Origin of the sequence: Marinobacter sp., assembly GCF_041595835.1 — a bacterium.
Classification (GTDB): Bacteria; Pseudomonadota; Gammaproteobacteria; order Pseudomonadales; family Oleiphilaceae; genus Marinobacter.
Map to the genome: position 1 here is coordinate 17,682 of NZ_JBFHJO010000002.1, position 23,153 is coordinate 40,834.

The 23,153-nt window shown below is 52.7% G+C and carries 18 protein-coding genes and 1 pseudogene; 5 read left to right on the forward strand and 14 right to left on the reverse strand.

The window, feature by feature from the left end; genetic code table 11:
• Positions 1 to 24 precede the first annotated feature (24 nt).
• Positions 25 to 1,176 (reverse strand): alpha/beta fold hydrolase, encoded by a 1,152-nt coding sequence (locus ABYA77_RS01395; protein WP_372964142.1) that lies wholly within the window; start codon positions 1,174 to 1,176, stop codon positions 25 to 27.
• 183 nt (positions 1,177 to 1,359) lie between these two features.
• On the opposite strand from ABYA77_RS01395, the gene ABYA77_RS01400 reads away from it, so the two are divergent.
• Positions 1,360 to 2,253 (forward strand): acyltransferase, encoded by an 894-nt coding sequence (locus tag ABYA77_RS01400; protein WP_372964143.1) that lies wholly within the window; start codon positions 1,360 to 1,362, stop codon positions 2,251 to 2,253.
• Between the two features lie 12 nt (positions 2,254 to 2,265).
• Here ABYA77_RS01400 and ABYA77_RS01405 read toward each other — a convergent pair whose 3' ends face one another.
• The 8 genes from ABYA77_RS01405 to ABYA77_RS01440 form a co-directional block, all read right to left on the reverse strand.
• Positions 2,266 to 4,251: a ribonuclease R family protein gene (locus ABYA77_RS01405; protein ID WP_372964144.1), complete on the reverse strand. Its 1,986-nt coding sequence runs from the start codon at positions 4,249 to 4,251 to the stop codon at positions 2,266 to 2,268.
• A gap of 72 nt (positions 4,252 to 4,323) precedes the next feature.
• Positions 4,324 to 6,042 carry a diguanylate cyclase domain-containing protein gene (locus ABYA77_RS01410; RefSeq protein WP_372964145.1) on the reverse strand — a complete coding sequence of 573 codons (1,719 nt, stop codon included), beginning with the start codon at positions 6,040 to 6,042 and terminating at the stop codon, positions 4,324 to 4,326.
• 124 nt (positions 6,043 to 6,166) lie between these two features.
• Positions 6,167 to 6,616 (reverse strand): DUF411 domain-containing protein, encoded by a 450-nt coding sequence (locus ABYA77_RS01415; RefSeq protein ID WP_372964146.1) that lies wholly within the window; start codon positions 6,614 to 6,616, stop codon positions 6,167 to 6,169.
• A gap of 123 nt (positions 6,617 to 6,739) precedes the next feature.
• Positions 6,740 to 9,238 (reverse strand): heavy metal translocating P-type ATPase, encoded by a 2,499-nt coding sequence (locus tag ABYA77_RS01420; protein ID WP_372964147.1) that lies wholly within the window; start codon positions 9,236 to 9,238, stop codon positions 6,740 to 6,742.
• A gap of 9 nt (positions 9,239 to 9,247) precedes the next feature.
• On the reverse strand, positions 9,248 to 9,574 hold the full coding sequence (locus ABYA77_RS01425) for a hypothetical protein (RefSeq protein ID WP_372964148.1): 327 nt from the start codon (positions 9,572 to 9,574) through the stop codon (positions 9,248 to 9,250).
• Positions 9,575 to 9,627: 53 nt separating this feature from the next.
• Entirely contained in the window at positions 9,628 to 11,874 is a 2,247-nt protein-coding gene (locus ABYA77_RS01430; protein WP_372964271.1) for an EAL domain-containing protein, read from the reverse strand.
• Between the two features lie 56 nt (positions 11,875 to 11,930).
• On the reverse strand, positions 11,931 to 13,226 hold the full coding sequence (locus tag ABYA77_RS01435; protein WP_372964149.1) for an HD-GYP domain-containing protein: 1,296 nt from the start codon (positions 13,224 to 13,226) through the stop codon (positions 11,931 to 11,933).
• A 103-nt stretch (positions 13,227 to 13,329) separates the two neighbouring features.
• Entirely contained in the window at positions 13,330 to 13,767 is a 438-nt protein-coding gene (locus ABYA77_RS01440; RefSeq protein ID WP_372964150.1) for a CoA-binding protein, read from the reverse strand.
• Between the two features lie 132 nt (positions 13,768 to 13,899).
• Between ABYA77_RS01440 and ABYA77_RS01445 the strand changes: the two genes are divergently transcribed.
• Together ABYA77_RS01445 and ABYA77_RS01450 are read left to right on the forward strand one after the other, a co-directional pair.
• Positions 13,900 to 14,628, forward strand: a complete 729-nt coding sequence (locus tag ABYA77_RS01445) for an MBL fold metallo-hydrolase (RefSeq protein WP_372964151.1) — start codon at positions 13,900 to 13,902, stop codon at positions 14,626 to 14,628.
• Entirely contained in the window at positions 14,625 to 16,319 is a 1,695-nt protein-coding gene (locus tag ABYA77_RS01450; protein WP_372964152.1) for a hypothetical protein, read from the forward strand. The genes ABYA77_RS01445 and ABYA77_RS01450 overlap by 4 nt, the downstream gene beginning before the upstream one ends.
• A 60-nt stretch (positions 16,320 to 16,379) precedes the next feature.
• On the opposite strand, the gene ABYA77_RS01455 is transcribed toward ABYA77_RS01450, so the two are convergent.
• From ABYA77_RS01455 to folE, 3 genes and pseudogenes are all read right to left on the reverse strand, one after another.
• On the reverse strand, positions 16,380 to 17,096 hold the full coding sequence (locus tag ABYA77_RS01455; RefSeq protein WP_372964153.1) for an enoyl-CoA hydratase/isomerase family protein: 717 nt from the start codon (positions 17,094 to 17,096) through the stop codon (positions 16,380 to 16,382).
• Between the two features lie 72 nt (positions 17,097 to 17,168).
• Positions 17,169 to 17,987: pseudogene (locus tag ABYA77_RS01460) on the reverse strand (SDR family oxidoreductase); the annotation flags it as partial.
• A 104-nt stretch (positions 17,988 to 18,091) separates the two neighbouring features.
• Complete coding sequence (gene folE, locus ABYA77_RS01465; protein ID WP_372964154.1) at positions 18,092 to 18,664, reverse strand: GTP cyclohydrolase I FolE; 573 nt, start codon at positions 18,662 to 18,664, stop codon at positions 18,092 to 18,094.
• A gap of 177 nt (positions 18,665 to 18,841) precedes the next feature.
• Between folE and ABYA77_RS01470 the strand changes: the two genes are divergently transcribed.
• Positions 18,842 to 19,771: an alpha/beta fold hydrolase gene (locus ABYA77_RS01470; protein WP_372964155.1), complete on the forward strand. Its 930-nt coding sequence runs from the start codon at positions 18,842 to 18,844 to the stop codon at positions 19,769 to 19,771.
• Here ABYA77_RS01470 and ABYA77_RS01475 read toward each other — a convergent pair.
• Complete coding sequence (locus ABYA77_RS01475; RefSeq protein WP_372964156.1) at positions 19,768 to 20,838, reverse strand: diguanylate cyclase; 1,071 nt, start codon at positions 20,836 to 20,838, stop codon at positions 19,768 to 19,770. The two genes, ABYA77_RS01470 and ABYA77_RS01475, sit on opposite strands and share 4 nt — an antisense overlap.
• A 225-nt stretch (positions 20,839 to 21,063) precedes the next feature.
• Between ABYA77_RS01475 and ABYA77_RS01480 the strand changes: the two genes are divergently transcribed.
• The gene (locus tag ABYA77_RS01480; protein ID WP_372964157.1) at positions 21,064 to 22,146 is read left to right on the forward strand and encodes a patatin-like phospholipase family protein; all 1,083 of its coding nucleotides are present in this window, start codon (positions 21,064 to 21,066) and stop codon (positions 22,144 to 22,146) included.
• On the opposite strand, the gene ABYA77_RS01485 is transcribed toward ABYA77_RS01480, so the two are convergent.
• Positions 22,143 to 23,144 carry a histidine kinase gene (locus ABYA77_RS01485; RefSeq protein ID WP_372964158.1) on the reverse strand — a complete coding sequence of 334 codons (1,002 nt, stop codon included), beginning with the start codon at positions 23,142 to 23,144 and terminating at the stop codon, positions 22,143 to 22,145. The two genes, ABYA77_RS01480 and ABYA77_RS01485, sit on opposite strands and share 4 nt — an antisense overlap.
• Between the last annotated feature and the right edge of the window lie 9 nt (positions 23,145 to 23,153).

Genomic DNA, 23,153 nt, shown 5'->3' on the forward strand with positions numbered 1-23,153 from the left:
CCCAAAACCAGCCCACGCCTGAACTCAGTCTGAGCGGGCGGCTAACCATTCTGCCAGATAAAGCCAGCTGGATTCAGGGGCTTTGCTGCCCGCCAGAATCCCCATGTGGCCTCCCGGCGCTACCCGGAAAGTTTTATCCACAGAGCTGACGTGATCCATCACCCGCTTTGCTGCTCCTGGAGTTGCCAGGGTGTCGTCCTGCCCGGCGATGGCCAGCAGGTTAGCTTTTACATTCTCAAGGCGTGCGATCTCACCGCCGATCTGAATTCTTCCCTTGGCCAGTTGATTGTCTATCCATACTCGCACCAGAGTGTCCTGAATCACTCCGCCAGGATAGGCCACCATTTTGTCCAGAAAGGCAGACGTCGTGGCATGGTTCGTGACGAACTCCCGGTCGCCGAGTCGCACCAGCAACTCCCAGTAGCCCCTGGCACTGCCAATTGGGTTGGAAAGCTTGAACCCGATGGTGTTGGCCCAGCCGGGGGTGTGGAACCAGTTGGGGTTCACATTATGGATATGGAAACCGGTTCGCTTGTGTATAGCGCCTGCAACATCGGAAAGGCGTTGGTACATCCAGCCAAGCACGCCAGATGCATGGCTGTCGATGGGCAGTCCCAGAACAATGGCATTGCGGATATATGGATCCTGGCTTAACGCGGAATAAAACAGGGTGAACATACCGCCCATGCTCCAGCCGTGGAGTGACAGCTCCTGCTGGCCACTGTGTTTGCGTACCCGGTTCAGGTAGTCGGGCAACAGTTCAGCGACATAGGTATGCAGGTTATAGTGAGTGTGTTCCCGTTGAGGTACGCCCCAATCGATCAGGTAAACCTCAAATCCTTTTGCCCTGAGAAAGCGTACCAGGCTTCGCTCCGGGAACAGATCATAGATCAGCATATTTACGGCCAGCGGTGGAATGATGACGATAGGTGTGCGGTGCTTTACCGGCTCTACCGGGATGTTCTTATCACCAAGCTGAATGAGATTTTCCCTGAGTGGGAGGTAGTAACGCAGGCTGACCAAACCATCGGAATGAAGCGTTTCAAAAGGTGTTTGCCCGGCCTGAACGAGGCTCGCCGGTTTGAATACACGGTCAAATGCATTGCCTGCGTACCTCGCGGTTTGGCGAGTCAGGCCGGATGCTGTGTTGATGGCAAGCTTCAGGGGATTGAACATAGGTCTTTCCGTAAGTGCGGCTTGGTCATGGTTGGCTCAAGCATAAAGCCGAACTGATGTTCCGGCCATGGCAGAATAGTCATTAATTACCGGCGAAGTGGTCACATCAGGCCACTGCCAAACCGTGCCGCTGATTGTTATGATGTCGGCTCTTTTGGCAACAATAATCAAAACAGGATCACCATGCTCAGTTTTCTGCCAGCTCCTCTTATCGGCGTGCTCAACTCTATTCTCCTGGCCATCAATACTATTTTTTGGTGTGTGCTGCTCTACATTCCGGCACTGCTGAAGCTGATCATTCCTCACAAGGGCTTCCGGGTTATTTGCACCAAAGTGATCATCTGGATTTCCGAATCCTGGGTAGCCTGTAACACCGGCTGGATGAAGCTGACCCAAAACACAGATTGGCAAGTGACCGGTGCTGAAAACCTGAAGCGGGAAAGCTGGTATCTGGTACTTAGTAACCACCAGAGCTGGGTAGATATTCTGGCCATGCAGAGAGTGTTTAATCGGGAGGCACCATTTCTTAAATTTTTCCTGAAACAGCAGCTGATCTGGGTGCCGGTGATTGGTCTGGCCTGGTGGGGGCTGGATTTCCCGTTCATGAAACGCTACACCCGGGAATACCTGATCAAGCATCCGGAAAAGCGCGGAGAAGACCTCAAGGCTACGCGTAAAGCTTGTGAAAAGTTTCGTTATACGCCGGTCAGCGTGATGAACTTTGTTGAGGGCACTCGCTTCACCAAAGCGAAACACGATAAGCAGCAGTCTCCCTATAAGCATTTGCTGACCCCCAAGGCGGGCGGCGCAGCATTTGTATTGGATGCCATGGGCGACTCTATCGAGACTCTGGTGGATGTCACCATCGCATACCCGGGCGGGGCTCCGACTTTCTGGGACTTTCTCTGTGGTCGGGTGCCCTGCATTAAAATGCACATTGAACCTGTCGCGATACCTGAGCACCTGAAAGGGCGCGACTATACGAGCGATGCTGAGCATCGCCGTAATGTCAAAGAATGGTTGAGTGCGCAGTGGCAGGCTAAAGATGCCCGCCTGGGTAAGATGCTGGGAGAATAAACCAGGGCGGCGTTAGCCGCCCTCGTTATTCTGGCCGGTGGAAATTTCATCGGCCTTAATCAGTTTGAAGTTGATTTGCCTCCGCTCGTCATCGACTCCTGCGAAGCTCACGGTTACCCGCTGCTCAATCTGGAAAATGCGACCATTTTTGTTGTGAACCAGGCGCAGGGTGATCGGGTCAAAACCGAATTTGCCATCCAGATCCCGGCAACTGACAAAGCCTTCCAGGCCATTGTTGTCCAGGCGAACAAAGAAGCCTGATGGTACCGTACGGCTAATGGTGCCCTCCATCGGATCTTCCGGCAGGGTTTTCGCAAAGTCAGCCCTTAACCATGTCTCCAGTGAGTTTGCGGCTTGTCGTGCCCGGAACTGGGTTGCCTGGAGAACTTCCAGTTGTTCGTTGTCCAGAGCTTTGATCGGTGTGCCCCAGAGGGCCGCTTTGATCAGCCGGTGCACGTAGTAATCCGAGAACTTACGCAGGGGCGAAGTGAAGGTTGTGTAGGCGGCCAGACCCATTCCTTGATGGGGCCCCGCCTCAGCATGCAGTTCTGCACGGGCCAGCTGTCGGGACAAAATGGCTTTGATGGGCACTTCTGCTTCCAGCTGGTCACACTGTTTCATCAGCGCTTTGAAGCCTTCCGCCGTGTTGGCATTCAGTTCTGCCAGATGAGGTGCATAACCTTCCAGCAACTTACGGACGTTGTCGGCGCGATCATCTCGCAGGCCCGGGTGCTGGATAAACAGACCATGGTCCTGCTTGCTCAGGAAATCAGCAGCGCAGCGGTTGGCTGCAACCATGCATTCTTCCACCAAGCGGTGCGCTTCATTCTGCACCGAAGGCTCAATCAGGCGGATGCGGCGGTTTTCATCCAATCGCAGACGGAATTCCGGCCGGTCACTGCTGAGGAGTGCATGTTCAGCGCGCCACTTGCGGAGGGCTGTGGCCACTTGATGCAATTGGTCCAGGCTGTTGCCTACTTCGTCGGGTAAGGCTTTGATGTCGTCGTCTTCCCGCCCTTCGATCAGATGCGAGACCAACTCGTAGCTAAGCTTGCCTTTGGAGCTGATGACGGCCTGGTGAAAGCTGTAATCCCCCAGACTTCCATCGTTATTCACTTGCAGGTCACACACCAGAACCAGGCGTGGCACATCTGGCATCAGCGAGCACAGGCGTGTGCTGATGCTGTCCGGGAGCATGGGCAGCGGTTCACCGGGAAAGTAAATCGCGGTAGCTCGTTTGAAGGCTTCCTGCTCGGCCGGGCTGTCAGGATCTATCAGTGCCGTTGGATCGGCAATGGCGATCGATAAGGTCCAGCCGGTGGCGTTTGGCGTAGCCATCAAGGCATCGTCCATGTCCTGCGTGCCCGGGCTGTCGATGGTCACATAAGGCTGAGCCTGACGATCCTCGCGGCCATCCGTTAGGGCGGCAATGCTGTCTTCCGTGAGGCTGTCTGCCTGTTGCTGGACATTCTCGGGCCAGGTATCGGTCAGGTCGAAGTTTGCGAGGGTGAATGCGCGTTCGATACCCGGTTCGCCAGCTTTGCCAATAATGCGCAGGATTTTTGCCTGGCCTTTACCGTCTTTGATCGGGTGGCGGTGAATCTGGCAATACACAAAGTCGTCTGGCTCGGCTCCCATGCGTTCTTTCGGAGGAATGAAAATCCAGCGGTTGATGCCTGGCGTTTCGGGCACCACAAAGTGGCCTTTGCCTTTGATCAGGTAACGGCCAACAAAGGTGGTCAGGCGGGTTTCCAGCAGTTCGTCGACGACGCCCTGAGTTTTACCTTTTTCCACCTCCTGCTCTGTGACGTTAACGCGGTCACCGGGCAATACTTTTTGCATTTCCTCGGGAGGCAGGAACACATCCCGCCCCTCATCGAGGGCTACAAAGCCAAAACGCCCATTGGTGGACTTGACGGTACCGGGGAAGACCACCTTGCTTTCTTTGATATTGGTTTTCAGCTGGCGCAACTGATTGAGAGCGTCGGCATTGAGCATGAAGAAGTAACCTGGTCTTAAAATGGATGATGCAGCGAAGTATAACGGTTCTGCCAGTGTGAGTCAGATTTGTCAGACGGTATGAATTTCTTCGCCATTGGCGGTATGGATGCAGGCCCGGTTTCGGCCTTGTTTTTTGGCAATATACAGAGCTTTGTCCGCATTGTGCAGAATGGTATCGAGGCTGTCGCCCGGTTGGCAGAAATACCCGCCAATGCTTACTGTCACCGGGTAGCCGGTGTAAGCGCTTTCCCGTTCTACGCACACCCGTACCCGGCGGGCTATGTGTTCCAGTATCTGTTCATCGCAGGGAGACAGCAGCACTACAAACTCATCTCCGCCCCAACGACCCAGGTGATCATAGGGGCGTACTGAGGTTTCCAGGCAGAGAGCAACATTCCGAAGGATCTCGTCTCCTGCTTGGTGACCCTGTGTGTCGTTGATAATTTTGAAATAATCGATGTCGAGCCAGATAAGGCCGAAACCAGTGCCTTCACGTTGGGATTTATGGATAGATGAGGCAATTGCCTCGTCCAGGCCTCGACGATTGTTTAATCCGGTGAGGGCATCTATGCGTGCCAGTTGGTGCAACTCTTCGGTGCGCTGGGCAACTTTGCTTTCCAGGTTGTGGGTGGTGTCTCTCAGCGCGGTAGTCATCTTTTCAAAATGATCGACCAGCCGGCCAATCTCATTATCCGGTTTGGCTAGGTATGGCAGATCGAAACGGCCATCCTGTAAACGTTGGACGCCTTTTTCCAGGCTCATTACCGGTTTCAGGATGCGCGATTGAATAATTTGGTGAAAGACAATCAGGGTAACAAAGAGGCTGGCCAGAAAAACCGCAATCAGCGGCCAGAGGAAACTGGTTGGCAGCAGTGTGTCCAGGTCCAGTAAGGTAATCTCGAACCAGCCGATGGCCGGCAGGAAAGCGACGCCGGCCAGATGTTTTTTGCCATTAACCGTAACGAAGCCGCTTTCAATCGGACTGTTTTCATCTGTGCGTTTTTTGAGCATCTGTAGCATGCCCAGAATCTTTTGTTTGTCCTGGGGAGCTTGGAACAGCAAGTCGATGGTATTTCTGCTGTCTTTGGGTTTGATTATGCTGGCAAAGTCTATGTAATTGCGGTCGCGGTAGAGTTGAATAGCCCCGCTGTCATCAACAAACAGAGTGGTGATGCCTTCCTGTCTGAGATCGACGACATTTTCCAAAAAGTCGTCCAGATTAAGGCCGGTACCGACCATGCCGAGGATTCTGTTGTTGTCATCGCGCATCAGCACGTCGATCCAGAGCATGGTGACACCAAGCTCATGATCCGGATTTACGTTGAGGTGGAAGTCTCGGCCCTCGTTAACCAGTTGATAAAACCAGGCATCGTCCGGGTTGTTTGGATCAAGCACGTACCGAAACTGGTTACCTGCGTATTCATTATCCGCGTTATTGTAGTAATAATGGCCATTACTGCTGAGCGCGACAAAATAGCTTTTACCCCGGAAGTTATTTCTGAAGCTTTCCATCTGATTGATGGCTGCTTTGGAGGCGTTGTCATTTCCTGGATTTTTTGCCCATTGAATAATGGCTGAAGATTGTGCCATTTGTCGGGCGAGGCCGATTTCCCGTTCTAAAGATTGCAGCAGGCGGGCACTGTCATAGCGCACCTGAATTTCTGCTACCTGCTTGCCCCAGCGTTCAATAATGCCTTCAGACAGTTGTTGATAGGCCACCCAGGATGCGGCAGCAGCAATAACGATCAGCAGCGTTACGATGCCTAGAAATCGGGTCTTGAGACTCAAAAAGGTGTCCCTGTTATTGGTCTGTCTGGGTGAGACTCAATCATAGAGCACCAGGGTGCCTTAGTGTAGAAAAAGTAGGCAGCTTGTGTCGGGGCTTATGAGCGTCGGCACCGTATTGATGGGGTCAATGGTGTTCAGAAAACACCCGGGTTTGCCCCTGCTCGTTAAACAGAATTACCTTGTAGTGATCTTTTCGATCACCCATTTCCATGCCTGGAGCGCCTACCGGCATTCCCGGTACGCTCAGGCCGGAGGCCTTGGGTGCTTGGCTGAGCAATCGCTTGATGTCATCAGCCGGGACATGGCCTTCGATGACGTAGCCGTTCACAGTTGCGGTGTGGCAGCTACCTAAACCTGGGATCAGGCCGGCTTCGACTTTGATCCTGCCCATATCGTTGATGTTGGTGGAGGTTACATCAAACCCGTTTTCTTTCAGATGGTCTATCCAGTCGCTGCAGCAGCCACAGGTCGGGGATTTGTATACGTGAATGCCAGGAGCTGAGCCACCGGCAAGAGCCGTGGTGGAGAATCCCAGAACTGCCATCAAGCTGAAGGCCAGAGAGTGTGTTTTCATGGAGGTTACCTCAGTGCTTATGTTGGTTATCTGCAGAATTTTTTCCCGAACCGGACAGCCAGAACCACCACACAATGGCGGCCATCAGCGTGACTCCACCAACATTGACCAGAAAAGTTGCCATCAGTTCGACTCCGTGTGCTGTTCGGATCGCTGACTGGTTTTAAAGAAACGCAGGCGGTTGGCATTAGACACAACCGTTACTGATGACAAAGACATGGCAGCACCGGCCAGGATAGGGCTCATGAGTATCCCCCATAGCGGGTAAAGCAGGCCAGCAGCGACGGGGATGCCGAGTGAATTGTAGATAAACGCACCAAACAGGTTCTGGCGGATGTTGTTCACGGTGGCCTGAGAAATCTCGATGGCATCAGGTACCCCATGCAGTGAGCCTCGCATCAGAGTGATCGAGGCACTTTCGATGGCAACATCCGTTCCAGTGCCAATAGCAAAGCCCACATCAGCGGCGGCTAATGCCGGTGCGTCGTTAATACCATCACCCACCATCGCCACGGTATGGCCCTTTGCACGCATTTCATTGACCACTTTGGCTTTATCTTCCGGCAACACTTCGGCCCGGAAATCATCAATGCCTGCTTTGGCCGAAATGGCCTGGGCGGTAGCGTCGATGTCTCCCGTGACCATCATGACCTTGATTCCGGCCTGATGCAGGCGTTCGATGGCCGCTTGGGAGTCGGCTTTGATGGCATCGGCTACACCGATCACACCAAGCACGTCAGTGTCTATGGCCAGGTAGAGAGGGGTGCCGGCTTCATCGGTGATGGCTTTAGCGGCGTCCGTCAGGCTTACCACGGACACGCCTTCGGCTTCCAGCCAGCGGCGATTGCCAAAGCGCAGGGTCTGGCCGTTGATTTGACCGAGTATGCCTTTGCCATTCAGTGCCTCAAAGCCGGTCACAGACTCAAGGGGGAGTTTGTTCTGCCTGGCTTTATTGGTAATGGCCTCCGCCAACGGGTGCTCGGAATGCTGCTCCAGCGCTGCGGCCAGCGCCAGCAGCCGACGGTCATCGCCATCCAGAGCGTGTATGTGAGTTACCGTCGGATGACCTTCGGTAATCGTGCCGGTTTTGTCCAGAATCACCAGGTCAATCTTGCCGGCGGTCTGCAGGGCATCGCCCTGGCGAATCAGCACACCATATTCTGCAGCCTTACCAACGCCAACCATGACTGACATAGGCGTGGCCAGGCCAAGAGCACAGGGGCAGGCGATAATCAGAACCGTAGTCGCCGCGATCATCATGTGCACCACGGCGGGCTCTGGCCCAACGTTGTACCAGACCAAGGCTGTTGCCACGGCAATCAGCATTACCGATGGAACAAAAACAGAAGAGATCTTATCGGCGAGGCGGCCGATGGCGGGTTTGGAGCCCTGGGCTTTTTTCACCAGTTTAATGATCTGCGCGAGCGCGGTTTCACTGCCTACTCGGGTGGCTTCATAAATAATTGAACCGTGGGTGTTCAGAGTGCCTGCGGACACTTCATCACCTTCAGCTTTGCTGGCGGGCATGGGTTCACCAGTGAGCATGCTCTCATCAATGCGGGTGCTGCCCTCAACAATCACTCCATCGACCGGCAGTTTCTCGCCCGGGCGAACCCGGATGTGATCGCCTTTCAGAACAGCTTCTACGGGAATATCCCGCTCTTCGCCATCACGAAGTACCCGGGCCGTTTTCGCCCGAAGATCCAGTAATCGCCGCACAGCTTCCGATGTCTTGCCCTTGGCGCGCAGCTCCATAGCCTGGCCCAGATTGATCAGGCCAATGATCATTGCTGAGGCTTCAAAATACACGTGCCGTGCCGTTGCTGGCAGCGCCTCGGGGATGCTGACGACCACCATTGAGTACAACCACGCAGTGCCGGTACCCAGGGCAATCAAGGTGTCCATGTTGGCGTTGTGATGAGTGAATGCCTTCCAGGCCCCGATGTAAAAATGTCCACCGGTAGCGATCATTACACCGAGAGTCAGAATGCCGAGGTTAAACCAGGTGATCTGGTTGTCGCCCGAGACCATCATTGAACCAAAGCCCATTCCCCAGATCATCAAGCCAAGACCAAGCCCCAAACTCACGGCCATCTTGATCATCAAGGCTTTGTATTGCTTCCTGTCTTCTGCTTGCCTGCGGTCTTCCGCTTCGTCCTCATCCTCAATTTCACTGGCCCCGTACCCTGCACTTTTGATGGCGTCTATAAGGCTGGCGGTATTGGGCGCTCCCGTGGCCGTGGCCGTGTTATCGGCCAGATTCATGTGCGCCTGGGTTACGCCGGGTACGGATAACAGTGCCTTCTCAATAGTATTCACGCAGGAAGCACAGGTAGCGCCTGTGACGGCAAGATGAACCTGATCGCGACTGGAATGAAGGGTAGATTCAGTTCGCTGAGGTGGGGCCGACTCGGCCAGGTACCCTGTCTCTGCCAAAATCCGAGCCGCCTCGGATAGGTCCACCCCTTCGGGCAGGGCGACTGTTTGTCTTTCAATATTGACTTCAACCAGTTCGGGGTCTCCGGTTAACGGTGCCAAAGCGTTGCGAATTTTCTTCGCACAGCCCTGGCAGGATGCCCCGGAAATACTTAGCACAGCCTTCAAAGCAGGTGTTTGGCTCATAATTTAATGCTACTTACAGGAAGAAGCGTTTTTAGATCGCAGAAAAACGCCGCAAGATTTACATTGATCCGGCGCCATCAGTTTAGCCTGCCAGCCAATCCTGGTGCCGCAAGCAGGGCACTTCAGCCGGACCTGCAACACGATGATCGGAATCACCAGGAGAACCAGAAGAACTCCCAGAAACCCCCAGTCATCACCGGAAGAAATCCCCAACTGACTACTGAACACAAGTACGACAATCAGTGAGAAAAACGCAAATATAAAATAGTTCCGGTTCCACCGTTCCCAGCGACGAAGCTTCGCATCCTGCTCTGAAGTTAAATATCTGGTTGACATAAAAGCGCTCAACAAAAAGGGGTGCTGTAAAGTGTGCAGGCTCGCAGCTACCATTACAATTCAGAAGTCTCATTCTGCCCTGTAAACAACGAGCCTTCTATAATGGCCTGCGCCAGAGCGTCACCAGGAACCGGCCGACTGATCAGGTAGCCTTGAACCATATTGCACTGGTGCGTCTTGAGAAAGTTCAGCTGATTTTCCGTTTCCACACCTTCTGCCACAACTTGAATACCAAGGTTATGGGCAAGGTTGATGACGGCCCGGGTAATGACTGCATCGTCATGGCGTTCAGTCACATTGGTGATAAATGACCGGTCAATTTTCAGCAGGTCCACCGGGAAATCCCGCAGATATCCCAGAGATGAATAACCGACACCAAAGTCATCAATCGCCAGGTGGGTTCCAAGCTGGTGTAGTTGTGATAACTGACTGCGGTTGTGCGCTATGTTTTGAATAAAGATTTCTTCAGTTAATTCAAGTTCGAGCATGGCCGGGTCGACATTCTCACTGGCTAGTGCGTCCCGCACGTGGTCCACAAGTGTGACATCTTCCAGTTCCCGGCCTGACAGGTTGACGGCTATTCGAAGGTGGTCGCAAGGTGTGCCTTTCCATTGGGCGAGCTGACGGCAGGCGGCCAGAACCACCCAACGACCAATCTCGGTAATCCGGCCGCTTTCTTCGGCTAAAGGAATAAACTCAATGGGCGGCAACAGCCCGCGACGAGGATGTCTCCAGCGGATGAGAGCCTCAACACTGTTGATTTCACCCGTGTCGAGATTCAATTGCGGTTGGTAATAGAGTACAAACTCGTCATTGGCCAGAGCCTGGCTGAGGTCTTTATCGAGTTCCAGCCGCATCATTTCTTTTTCTTGCATACCTTCGGTGTAGAACTGATACGTATTACGGCCTTGTTCTTTGGCCCGATACAGGGCGATATCGGCATTGCGTAACAGTGTGTCGGCATCATGGCCGCTCTGAGGGTAAACAGCCACGCCTATGGTGGCCGTAATGGCCTGGACTTCGCCCAGAACTTCGAAGGGTTCAGCGAAGCACTGTTTGATCTGACCGAGCAAGTGAATGACATCGTCAATGTCTTCCACCTGCTGTTGACAGATCATGAACTCATCGCCGCCAGCGTAGGCGGCCAGAATACGCTCGTTGCTGAGCTTGTTCAGCCGCTCGGAGACCTTGATCAATAGCTCGTCACCAAACTGGTGACCCAGGGTGTCATTCAGTACCTGGAACCGGTCCAGATCAATCATCACCAAGGCTACCTGACGCATCTGGCGATCTGCGATGCTGAGAGTGTGCTCCAGATCTTCGATAAAGAACCGGCGGTTCGCCAGGCCGGTCAGGCTATCGGTGGACTCCAGTCGTTCCAGGTCCACCTGCACCGCAACACGTTGGTCGACTTCTCGCTCTAGTTCGAGCTGGGTTTGCAGAAGAGTCTGGTTGCGCTTGAGGACCAGTTGTATCAGCCGGGTGCTCAGGCTGGTCAGCAATCCCATCAGTACAAGGCTCAGGAATATCAGTGTTGGCCAGTTACTACGCTGATTCTCTGTCCAGGTTTTGGTGGGGCGCAGGGTCAGTACCCAGTCAAGTAGCGGGAGATCTATAGCAACGGTTTCACTGAACGCGTTGTCAATATTGTCTGAAGAGTTGAGAAAGTAAGTGGTTTGTCCCTGGTGGAGTATTTCAATCTGAAACGGATCTATAACCTGGTCCGCTAACAGTTGTCTGGCAAGAACTTCCATTTTGAAAACACCGGCAACAAATCCATTATTGTCAGCGCCATGACCAATTGGATAGTAGATGACCAGGCCCTTTCCACCCTGGTGCAGCTCAATAATCCCTGACGTATCAGGCTGCCCGGTAGTGGCAGCGAGCTCTAATGCTTTTCGCCTTTGGTCGTTAAACGCAACGTTGTAACCCACGACATTCCGGTTATTGTCCATTGGCTCAAGCCAGCGCACGATATAGTGTCGGTCGATCCATTCAACTGCCTGGTAAATGCCAAAATCGTTCAGGTAAGTGTGGGCGTCTTCCTGCCAATGAGCTTCTGTTGTGTAAGGGTTGACCAGCATGCGGCGAGCCATACGACCGAGGGCATCCACCTGCACCATGAATTCCCGTTCAAGATGATTGGTCAGTGCCTGGGCTTCATTGGCCAGATTCGCCTGTATCTGGTGAGTGTCTTGCCGAATAAGCCCTTCGCGCAGAGTCCAGGCCACCGCTATAAAAACGAAAAAAATGAGCGCAGGGAAAATCGGGCTCATAAGAGCCCGAAGAATGAAATTCATGGACGGCTTGGGCTTGCTCAAATTCTCTGCTCCGAGTCTACCACCTTGGCTGCTTCCTAGAGGTTAACGGCAGAGTTCTTTCGATCGTTAGATAGTTGCTGAACGCGGTCTTTAAGCTCTATACCGTAAGCACCATCGGGGAGTGGTGAATTGATCTCCCGATGAAGTGCATCTTCGGTTGTCTCGGTAGCCAGGTCAAGAATGTAAGGTGTAATAGGGTGTTTGTTTGCATCAAGAATGATTTCAACACGGGGCTTTAATTTACGACCCGGGTGACTGCTGATCACCAAGGCAATTTCTCCTGTATTCAGTTCGACTAAGCTTCCTGGCGGGTAAAGACCAATCATTCGAATGAAAGCTTCGACCATATCGGTATCAAACTGTGTGCCCCGGCACTGGAAAAGAATCCTGACGGCATCGGATGGAGAGTTGCCATTTTTGTAGCAACGGTCACTGGTGATGGCATCGTAGGTATCAACAATGGAGATTAAACGGGCAAAGCGGCTGATCTGATTCTCTGGCAAGCCGGAGGGATAACCTTTACCGTCTATACGTTCGTGGTGATGAAGGGTGACGTCACGGACGATCTCAGTAAGGTTTTTGTCCTGTTTGAGCAGGTTGTAGCCGTGAGTTGTATGCTCCCGCATGATGGCAAATTCTTCGGGGGTGAGTCGCCCGGGTTTGTTCAGAATGTTGCCTGGTATTTTAAGTTTGCCTAGGTCATGCAGAAGTCCGCACATGCCCGCGGTTTCCAGATCTTCATCCGGCATGCCAAGAAATCTTGCGAACGTAATCGCATATACGGCAACCCGAAGGCAGTGCTCGGCGGTATAGGTATCTCTGTTTTTGATGCGAGCCATCCAGAGCATGGCGCTGGCGTTGGCTTTAACGCTGTCAACGCACGATTTGATGAGCGTTCGGGCTTCATCAAGCTCCAGGGCATTGTTTTTAATTATATTTGTAGTAAGTCTGTCGACAAACGTTAACGTGCGGCTCCAGGTTTTTTTGGCCCGTGGCAGTTCCTGTTCAATCGTCTTGGTTTCGGAAAGGGGTAAGGCGGTTTTCTGCTTGAGCAGGGGGATATGGGCAAGAACAGGCGTTAAACGCTCTTCTGTATCTTCGACTACAACCCAGCTGCAGTATTGGCGTAACACCCGGGCTTCTTCAGCCGTGGACAGAGTAAAGTCCTGAAATAACACAGGGACATCCGTCCATGGCCGGTCAAGCATAACAATGCGCATGCCAAGCTGGAGCAGATCGACAGGAATGCGTGCCCTGCTCAGGTGTGTTTCAGCCTGCGAACCGCGGTTGTCGCCCTTCAGGGGGGTATCTGGGTTATCTCTGGGCTTCATGAATATGTCGTTTTTATAAGTATAAACTTAGATTAGATCAGTGATATCCGGCTGGCAATACCGGATCACTGAAATGTCTGAAGTTGCGCACAGATGGGAGATGTTAGCCAGCGCTGTTTGGTGTAGGGATGTTAAATTTCGGGATGTCTTGCTTTGGACAGCGATTCATCACAACTTTAAGGCCCGCGGCTTCCGCTCGGGAGGCTCCGGATTCGTTGATAACGCCAAGCTGCAGCCAGAGTACGGGAATCTTTTGCTCAATTGCCTGATCGATTACCGCATCAGTGCGTTCTGGAGCCAGGAACAGTTCTGCCATATCGACTGGTTCAGGTAAGGATGCCAGGTCTGGATAAACCATTTCTCCCAGCACTTGTTTGCCCTCAAGCCTGGGATTGACCGGGATAACCCGATAGCCCTGATTTTGCAGGTACTCCATGACTTCGTGGGAGGGGCGGTTGGTTTTCTCGCTGGCGCCCACTAAGGCAATGGTTCGAACATTCGTCAGGATGTTGCGAATGTCTTGTTCGTTCTGGATTGGCATATTGGTTTTCTCCTTGGAATCACCTAGGGTCAGGATATGTATTTTTGCGACTAAAATCTCCGGCAATGTTGGCTCTTACCATTGTATAAAAGAATCCGTGTTGTATCGGGACAACGGAATGAGGGAAGTAACGTGGCTGTATTGAAAATGCTTGGCGTTGGCCATTCAGAATCTTTGGCTCACTGGAATAATAACGCAATGATTGAGGTTGCTAACCGGCGACTCCTGATCGATGCGGGTTACACCATCAAGTTTGCCTTGCGAGATCGGGGCCTGACACTGGCGGATGTTCACGCAATATTCATTACCCATGTCCATGCGGATCACTGCTTTGGTCTGGAGCGCCTGGCCTATGAGTGCCGGTTCAAATACGGTTTTAAACCAACACTCTACCTGCCTCCGGGCGTATATGAAGAGTTGTGGGACCAGACGTTGAAAGGGGTATTGGGCCAGGTGGGCGAGGGACCCGCTGAACTTGCGGATTATTTTGATGTGGTGCTGCTGGATGACAAGCCTTTTCAGTTCGGAGGCGTCAATATTGAATTCTTTCAGAATCAGCATACCCCCACCAAGCCATCCTATGGGCTTATGATTAATGAGCGGCTGCTGTTCAGTGGTGACACCAGAGCCATTCCGGAGGTGCTCAACCGCTATACCCCTGAGGTGATTTTGCACGATGCGACCCTGGCGGACTGGAATCCGGTGCATGCTTCGCTGCAAGAGTTATGTGAAAACTATCCGGAAAACATCAGGCGGCGCATGTATCTGATGAGTTATGAGGATGAATATGAGCAACAGCGTGAGCGTGTGGAACAGGACTTCGCTGGATTTGCGACTCAGGGACAGGAGTTCGAACTTTGAGTGAGGTGGGTGTTTTAGCGCGCGTTATCCATACAGATCAGGCGTCTGGCCGGTTTTTGGTTCTGGTGACAGAGGATCAGAAACTGGCATACAGCCATTGGCGGCCGTTCCAGTTAGCGAATTTTCCGGCGGTCCGGATTGGGCAGTGGTTTTATGTGCGTCTTGTACTGGATAAGCGTGATGGTAAAACACTTGTCGTTTCTGAGGTGGTGGGTAATTGTCCCTCACGTTTCTCTGAAGGGGGGAGTGCTGATGCTACCGGTGCAGCTGTTCGTCCATCTGAGTCACTCACTGTGGGCCAATTTCTTGAGCAGGTTGCTACCGAAGATCCTGTGACGGTTGTTTCCAATGCAGTGTTTAGTTCCTGTGAGATTGAGGACTTAATACTTAGCGGGTCTGTGGTTTTTGCAAACTGTGAAGTGACAGGGGACTTTCGTTGGCTGAGAACCAGATGCATTGGCAGCCTGTGGTTTTTCAATTGTCGGTTCCATCAGCATTTTAGCCTGAAAGCAGCCCACCTGGACGGTAGCGCGCTTTTCTTTGGATGTGATTTCAGTGGTGCGGGAGGCATTTCATTTCGCGGTGTTCGTGCCTGCTCGGTATTTATCGAGTTTGGCACCCGGGGTAGTGATGACATGCTGTGGCTAAACGAAATGAGCCTAACGGGATGCCTCGCACTGAACGGAAGCTTTAACGCACCTGTGCAGTTGTTGGCCCGGCAGGATGAATTTCCGGTGAACGACTCTCCGAGTCTGGGCAATGTCTATATTGGGCGGCAGAGTTACAAGGCTGAGCGACTAACTCGAAACAGCTTCGATTCAGGTATTCAAATACACGGCTATAACGTCCGTGGCAATCTCGAGGTGCATGGCAGTCAATTGGCCTCGCTAACGTTTCAGAACACCACTTCGGCGAACCTGATTGTCCGGGGATGTGAGCTAACTCAGGATCTGAAGCTCGAGAATATTGGTGTTGTGAATATGAATGATGGAATATCGATAACCAACACGATAATCAGTAGAAACCTGAGGATGACAGGTCAGTATCTGCGAGGCCCTTGCGATCTGTCGGGCACGTCGGTTGGTCAGGCCTGGATAATGGAATTGCAACATCCTGAGCTGGGTACGCCGAAAGTAACGATGGAGCGTTTTCATGCTGAGCAGGCCTGGTTCGAGCCGGTAAGCCTGGTATATGGCGATAAGCCCCGACGTCATCTGGCAAGGCCTCGGGCTTTTGGTGTGCTGGCGGATGAACACCGGCAAAACATAGATCCAGAGACACGAAAATCGCTGGCTGAGGCCTACACGCGATTCAAAAACTGGATGGGTGATTCCGGTCATTTGCGGGAAGAAGATTGTGCCTTTTTCCATATGCGTCACTATAAGGAGGAGCGCCTGGTAACCCGGCTTGTGCTGGGCGGCATGTTTGGTTGGGGGCTCCGCTTTCGTAATATTCTTACTTCGGCCATTCTGTTGGTGACATTGTTCGCTATTGCCTATGGTTTGTCGGGGTTCGCGCCCGCTGAAGCTCTGATGTTAAGTGTTCAATCGTTCATCAGTAGTTTTTTTGGCCAGTGGCCTGAAACATTGGCAACCGCGCCGCTGGCCATACTGGTCACCCTTGAGTCGGCTGTTGGTGTACTTTTTGTGACGGTGCTGGTTGGAGCCTATATCCGAAAGCTATTGCGGTAAAAATGCTTTTGGCCCGGGATGAAGGCTGTTGTCCAAACGTTATGCCGGTTTTATCAACCGCTATAACAGTATGTCCAACGCTTCAATGACTGGCGGGTTTTTCTCTGCCAGGGCGTCCAGAGCGGGCTTGTGCAGACGGCGCTTATGCTCAGCGAATATGGCACGGCTCTTGTTGAAGGTTTTGGCAAATGCCATCACACCGTCATTGAGCGTTTCAATTGAGTCAAACGTTTGGTCAATAAAATTCGCCTTTGAAAGCTCTTCGGCTCCTAATCGGCGGCCCGTCAGAATCATTTCGTTGAATTTGTATCGCGGCATTGCTTTTAGAATAACGTCGATCAAGCCAGGCACAAATGGAATGTTCATGTCCACTTCCGGAAAACAGACGTAGCCTCGGTCGCTGCGCATAAACCTGAAATCACAGGCGGCGGCGATCACAACTCCGTTGCCAAAGGTGTGGCCGTTGATGGCCGCAATGACGGGCATGGGGTATTGCATCATCACCGAGTAAATTTCATCCATGGTTGATAAGAAGGTTTTTACATCGTCACTCTTACCGCTTTGAATGCTGCCCATTAACCACGCCACATCAATGCCCTGACTCCAGTTCTTTTCATCACTGGAGGCAAGGATCAGCGCTTTATTGGTTTTGTTTTCTTCAGCTTGTTTCAGCCGGCCCAAAAGCTCTTGAGCAAACATCAGGTTGTTGGCATTTTTGCCATTATCCATTGAAATAATGGCGACTTTGCCATCGTTGCGCAGATTCATCAGGGACATAAATCAGTCTTCTTCGGTTAAGCCTGCAAGGGGAGGTACGGAGCCACGAACATAGGCCTCGGCATCTTGCACGAACAAGTCCGGCATCAGGTCTGTTTTGTCGCTTTCAGGGTTTGCACGATAGCGCTCAAAGTCTTCTACGCCCTGAGAGCGAAGGAAGTCTTCGTCAATCAAGAGCTGGCCGGTGATTTCACGGTTTTCGGTTTTCAACAAGGCGAGTGCTGCATCTGCCATGATTTTCGGGCTACGGGCGCGGTCAAACGATTGCTTTCCACCAAAGGATGTTGCCGCAGTATGGATAACGGTGCGTGGCCAGAGGGCGTTTACGGCAATGCCATAGCGTTTGAATTCATCCGACATACCCAGTGTCAGTATCGACATACCGTATTTTGTGAGGGTGTACGGTGAGTGATTACGCATCCAGCGACGGTCTAAATCCAGAGGTGGGGAGAAGCTGAGGATGTGACCGTTTTCGGATTTTTTCAAATAGGGTAAAGCTTTCTGGCTAAGCAGGAAAACTGCGCGGAAGTTAATCTGCATCATCAAGTCGAGCTTTTTCAACGGTGTCAGCTCAACACCGGATAGCGCAATAGCTCCCGCGTTGTTAATAATGGCATCGATGCCACCAAAGGTTTCTACGGTTTTCGCAATGAGGTTATCAACGTCTTCCTCACTGCGGACGTCTACCTTTATCGCTAAACTTTTACCGCCGGCTTCTTCCACTTCTTTTGCGACAGAATGAATTGTTCCTTCCAGTTTGGGGTGTGGTTCATCCGATTTGGCTGCGATAACAATGTTTGCACCTTCTGCTGCGCAAACCAAAGCAACTTCACGTCCAATACCCCGGCTGGCGCCGGTGATAATAATGGTCTTGTTTTCCAGAAAACGCATAACAGCTCCTGAACGATGAATGCTAATACCGTTCCATCCTGCCGGAGCTGTTGCTGTTCTGCAGCAGCCGAAAATGCCAATTTGAGTGGGAGATTATTCCATCTTCAGCCGCGATTGTTTGAAATCAGGGTCAGGAATTCGCTGCGGGTGGCCTGGGATTTACGGAACTGCCCCAGCATCATGGAGGTTTTCATGCGGGAGTTTTGCTTTTCAACGCCGCGCATCATCATGCACATGTGCTGTGCTTCGATGACAACCCCGACGCCTTTGGCTCCGGTGACGCTTTCGACGGCTTCGGCAATCTGCCTGGTGAGGTTTTCCTGGATCTGAAGCCTGCGGGCGTACATATCCACAATGCGAGCAAACTTGGACAGCCCCAGTACCTTGCCCTGAGGCAGGTAGGCGATATGACATTTCCCTATGAATGGCAGGATGTGATGTTCACACATACTGTAAAGTTCGATGTCCTGGACCACGACCATTTCGTCCATGGCAGACTCGAACACGGCATTGTTCACCAGGTCTTCAAGATCCTGTTGATAGCCTCGGGTCAGAAACTGCATGGCTTTTGCGGCGCGAACGGGAGTGTCCCGGAGGCCTTCACGGTGGGGATTTTCCCCCAAGCCTTCGAGAATCGCGTGGTAGTGGCCGGTGAGATCATCAAGGGGTTGAGACATAGTGGTTTCCGGTAGTGTGCCTGTCAAAGTGTAAAGCTTAAGGCAAATTGCCCTTTACCTCCATGATTTCGGCGGTCAGGAGGAAATGGTTTAGATCATGTGGTGCCTTCTGTTGCGGTGGTCAGGTGCTTTGCTTTGAACTAAAGTTGTCGTCTTGGGAATCGGGTGGGGGCAGTCATGGAGCAGGTTTTGTCCGGATCAGCGGTGGTTGGACACGAGGATGTCTTCACGTTAGAAGCGTGGCAGCACGCAGGGAAATGGTTCAGCTACGGTGGGCACGCCATTTTCAGTCGTATGGCGGGGCGCGGAGAGCCCCTGGTGTTGCTCCACGGTTTTCCTACGGCGAGTTGGGACTGGAGCCGGATATGGCCGATGCTGGCTCGTCACTACCGCCTGCTGACACTGGACATGCTGGGCTTTGGTTTTTCCGACAAACCTCAGAATTACCACTACAGTATTGAAGACCAGGCAGACTTGGTTCAGGGCTGGCTGGAAGGTTTGGGTTTACCGGCAGTTCACCTGTTTGCCCATGACTACGGTACCTCTGTGGTTCAGGAACTGCTCGCCAGAGACCAGGAAGCTTCCCTGGGTTTTCATATAAAAAGTGTATGTTTGCTCAATGGTGGTCTGTTTCCTGAAGTTCATAACCCCCTGCTGATTCAGAAGCTGCTCCGTAGCCCTTTCGGGGGAGTGATCAGCCGAGGGCTGTCAAAGGGTACATTCGAACGGAATTTCCGGCGGTTATTCGGGGCACATAACCAGCCAGACCGTCAGGATTTATTGGATTTTTGGCATCTGCTTACATACAACAACGGGCGCGGGATTTTGCATGAGCTGATTCAGTTTATGGAAGAGCGGCGTTGCCACCGTAACCGTTGGGTAGGAGCATTGCAGAATGCCACTCAGCCTGCGAGGCTTATCTCAGGTACGGCTGACCCGGTTTCAGGCGCAGCTATGGTAAGGCGTTACCGGGAATTGATGTCGGAGGCTGATGTGGTCAGCATGAGGCATGTAGGGCACTACCCGCATTTTGAGAAACCGAGGGATGTTTTTTCAGCCTATCAGGATTTCAGGCAGCAAGTGTTTGAGACCGGCTCTGCCGGTTAGGCGATTTCTCGGCCTTCGCTGGCTCCCGCAGGCGATATCGCTGATGGAGAGGCCGATTTGGATGCTTTCACAACCTGATTACGGCCTTTGTTTTTGGCCGTGTACAGTGCCTGGTCGGCACGATTCAGCCAAACAGACCAGGTTTCACCTTTGCAGACTTCCGCGACACTGGCGCTAGCCGTGACGCGGATATCGTCCAGAAATGGCCGGGCGCTGATGCTGGTTAGTAATTGACGTGCCAGCGCGTCGGCATCTTTCATACGGGTTTCCGGCAGCACCATCATGAATTCTTCGCCGCCAATTCTGAACAGTTGGTCGCTTTCGCGCAGTCGTTTTCGAAGCCGCAAGGTGAGCTCTTTCAGGACCTTGTCTCCCGCCAGATGTCCCCAGCGGTCATTTATCATTTTGAAGTAGTCCAGATCGATCAGCACCAGGCTGGATACCCGTTCGTACCGCTCCCGCATCTGAATCTGGACATTCAGGATGTCGGCCAGCTGGGAACGGTTCAGGCAGCCCGTTAATGGGTCTGTGGTAGCAAGTCTTGTAAGTTCCTGCTGCAGGCGCCCGACAAGCCAGGCAAAAATCATGGCGAACAAACAGCTAAGGCCGAGAGAAAAGGAGACTCGCCAGAAATCGGGCTCCGGTAGTACCAGAAACGAAACGACAGCAATTACAGTAACAAAAAGGATGCTGTAGATACCGGCTTCTTTAAGTGGTAGCAAAAAGAAAAGAGCAATGGCCGCAGGGTAGGCCCAGTAAAGGCCCGAGTGACCATTGAGGGCCGTGGAGTAAGCAGCCGAGATCATGGCGAGAATCGGGAACAGGCGCCCTTGAAGGAAATAGCGTCCTTTTATGCGTAAGAAGGCAATGACGAGTACAGCATTGATGCAGAACAGGAGCAGGAAGACCGCGAGCAGGTGGTGTTCTTTTTGCCACTGAATCAGAACCAGTGGCGCCACCGAGAGGAATGCCCAGAAGTGCAGGTGGTAAGCCAGTTGGCGTTTGAACCCGAGCACTGCAAGGTTGGGGTTGGTCGCCATGGTTTCCGGCGAGGTAAGAAAGTTCACAGCCCAGCTCCTGCTGAAAGTAAACAGCCCACATCCGTGGCCATTCTAATCACTGAATTCTAGCACGGAGATTTTGATAAAAAAGGCCAAAACCGGGCATTTTACGAGTTTTTGCATGTTTTCCGGTATGACGTGTAAGCTGCTGATCGCCGCTATGACCTTTGTTCAGTTGGCTGGAGAGTAGGGCTTCGTTACACTCTTGCCGGCCAATTAAGAGGACTCCGAATGACCGCCATTCATACTCGTGCCCCGGCACTGACCATCCGGGCTGGTAGCAGGGCTCTGGCGCGGCTGCGCGAGAAACCGCTTGAGCCTTCAGACATTCATGTGATTCCGGGGGCTGCCGGTGGCCCAAAGGCTTTAGGTATCAGCGGACTTGATAAGGCTATATTCGGAGATTGGTTACCACGGGTGGAACAGGAGCGGGCGCTGATAGGCTCGTCCATCGGTAGTTGGCGCTTTGCAGCCATCGCTTCTTCTGATAACCCCAGGGCTCAGCTGGCCAGACTTGCTGAACTGTACACGCATCAGCGCTTTACCAAAGGGGTGAGTGCTGAAGAGGTTACCCGCAAGAGTATTCAGTTTCTGGACGAGCTTCTAGGCGGGCGAGAAGATTATTTGCTGACGCACCCATGGTATCGGCTTAATATTGTGGTTGTTCGGAGTCTTGGGCTGTTGCAGCACGACTCCAAAGGTCGTCTGGGCTTGGGGCTGATGAGTGCTATTAGTGCCAATATGCTCAATCGTCGTTATCTGACCCGGTTTATGGAGCGAGGCATTGTGCATGATCCTCGCCTTAAAACACCGGTTTCAGGCCTGGCGGATTTTCCCCGGCATGAAGTAGTGCTTTCCCGCGACAATCTGCTATCTGCCTTGTTGGCTTCCGCCTCTATTCCTATGGTGATGTCTGGCGTGCGTAATATTCCCGGGGCCCCGGAAGGGGTTTATCGAGACGGGGGGCTGCTGGACTATCACCTTGATCTCCCTTATGAGCAGCCGGGCATTATTCTCTATCCGCACTTTACGGACAGGATTGTGCCTGGCTGGTTTGATAAGGTTCTCCCGTGGCGCACAGGCGATGCGACGCGTTTACAGGATGTCCTGCTGATTTCGCCCTCTCGGGAGTATCTTGAGTCATTGCCGGATCGTAAGTTGCCGGATCGTAAGGACTTCGAGAGATATGAGGGTGATGACGCGGGCCGGGAGCAGGCATGGCGCCGGGCGATCGCTGAGAGTGATCGGATGGGGGATGAGTTTCTGGAACTGATAGAAAACGGTTGTCTTGTGGACCGGATTCAGTCTTTTTAAGCTGCCGGGTTTATTGCTTGTGCGCTCAGCCTGTATCCGGTTATGCCTCGCACAGGTTCTTTCAGGGCCTTGATTCGCAAGGCAACAGGTACGGTTTGTTCTGCGTTCTTCCCTATAAGAGTCAGGTCGGCCCTGGCTATGTCATGGTCGCTGATCGAGGCGTTCAGGCACTCGAGAAATCGCTGTTGATCAGTTTCTGCCACCAGATCCTGAAAAGGCGTCTGGCCAAGGTCAGACGGAGCTCTGCCTAACATTTCTACCGCCAGGTCTGAGATAAAACCAATTCTCCCCTGGCTATCCAGCTCGGCAATCAGGGTGCCGGATAATCTGACCAGATCCCGGCTCCTTGTTTCACTGTCATTAAGCGCTTGACGCAAAGCGGTCTTCTCTATGTTCAGGTTGGCAATTTTCTGGTTCTGAACCTGAACGTCTTTTTCGAGGTTTCTGGCTAACTGTTGTTTTATGCCATTGCGCCGACACAGGAATAGAGAGAGAACAACACCCAATAAAGTAATGGCCAGCCCGCAGAACAGCACCCTCCGGCGTACGCTTTGTGCCGGAGATATCAACAGCTCGGCTCCGGGCAGGGTAGTGACCATCCATCGGCCTCCGGTTAAATCCAGTTCGCTTCGGAGTGATTGGCGGGACAGGGAGTCTTTGGTTGAGCCAAGTTCAAGAATAGGCTGTTTGGTATGCCGGTCGAGGGTGTCAACGCGCAGGTTAAGGTGCTCAGGCAGGGCTCTGGCCAAGGTCTCCTTCAATAGAGTGAAGTCGTTCTCCTTGCTTTGGAGCTGGCTGGCAATCAAGTTGGCGAGGGCTTGATGTTGCGCTTGATAGAGCTGGTGGGCCTGTTCTTTTACCAGAGTAGACGCGAGCCTCGCGGCGGGCAAGCTAAGGGCGACGCCCAGAATCAGAATAACCGCCGGAACCCATAGACCCGGCCATAAAAACCGGTGGATACCCTTTTCTGCCGAAATAGCCTGAAGGCTGCTATCCATGCCCCGGGT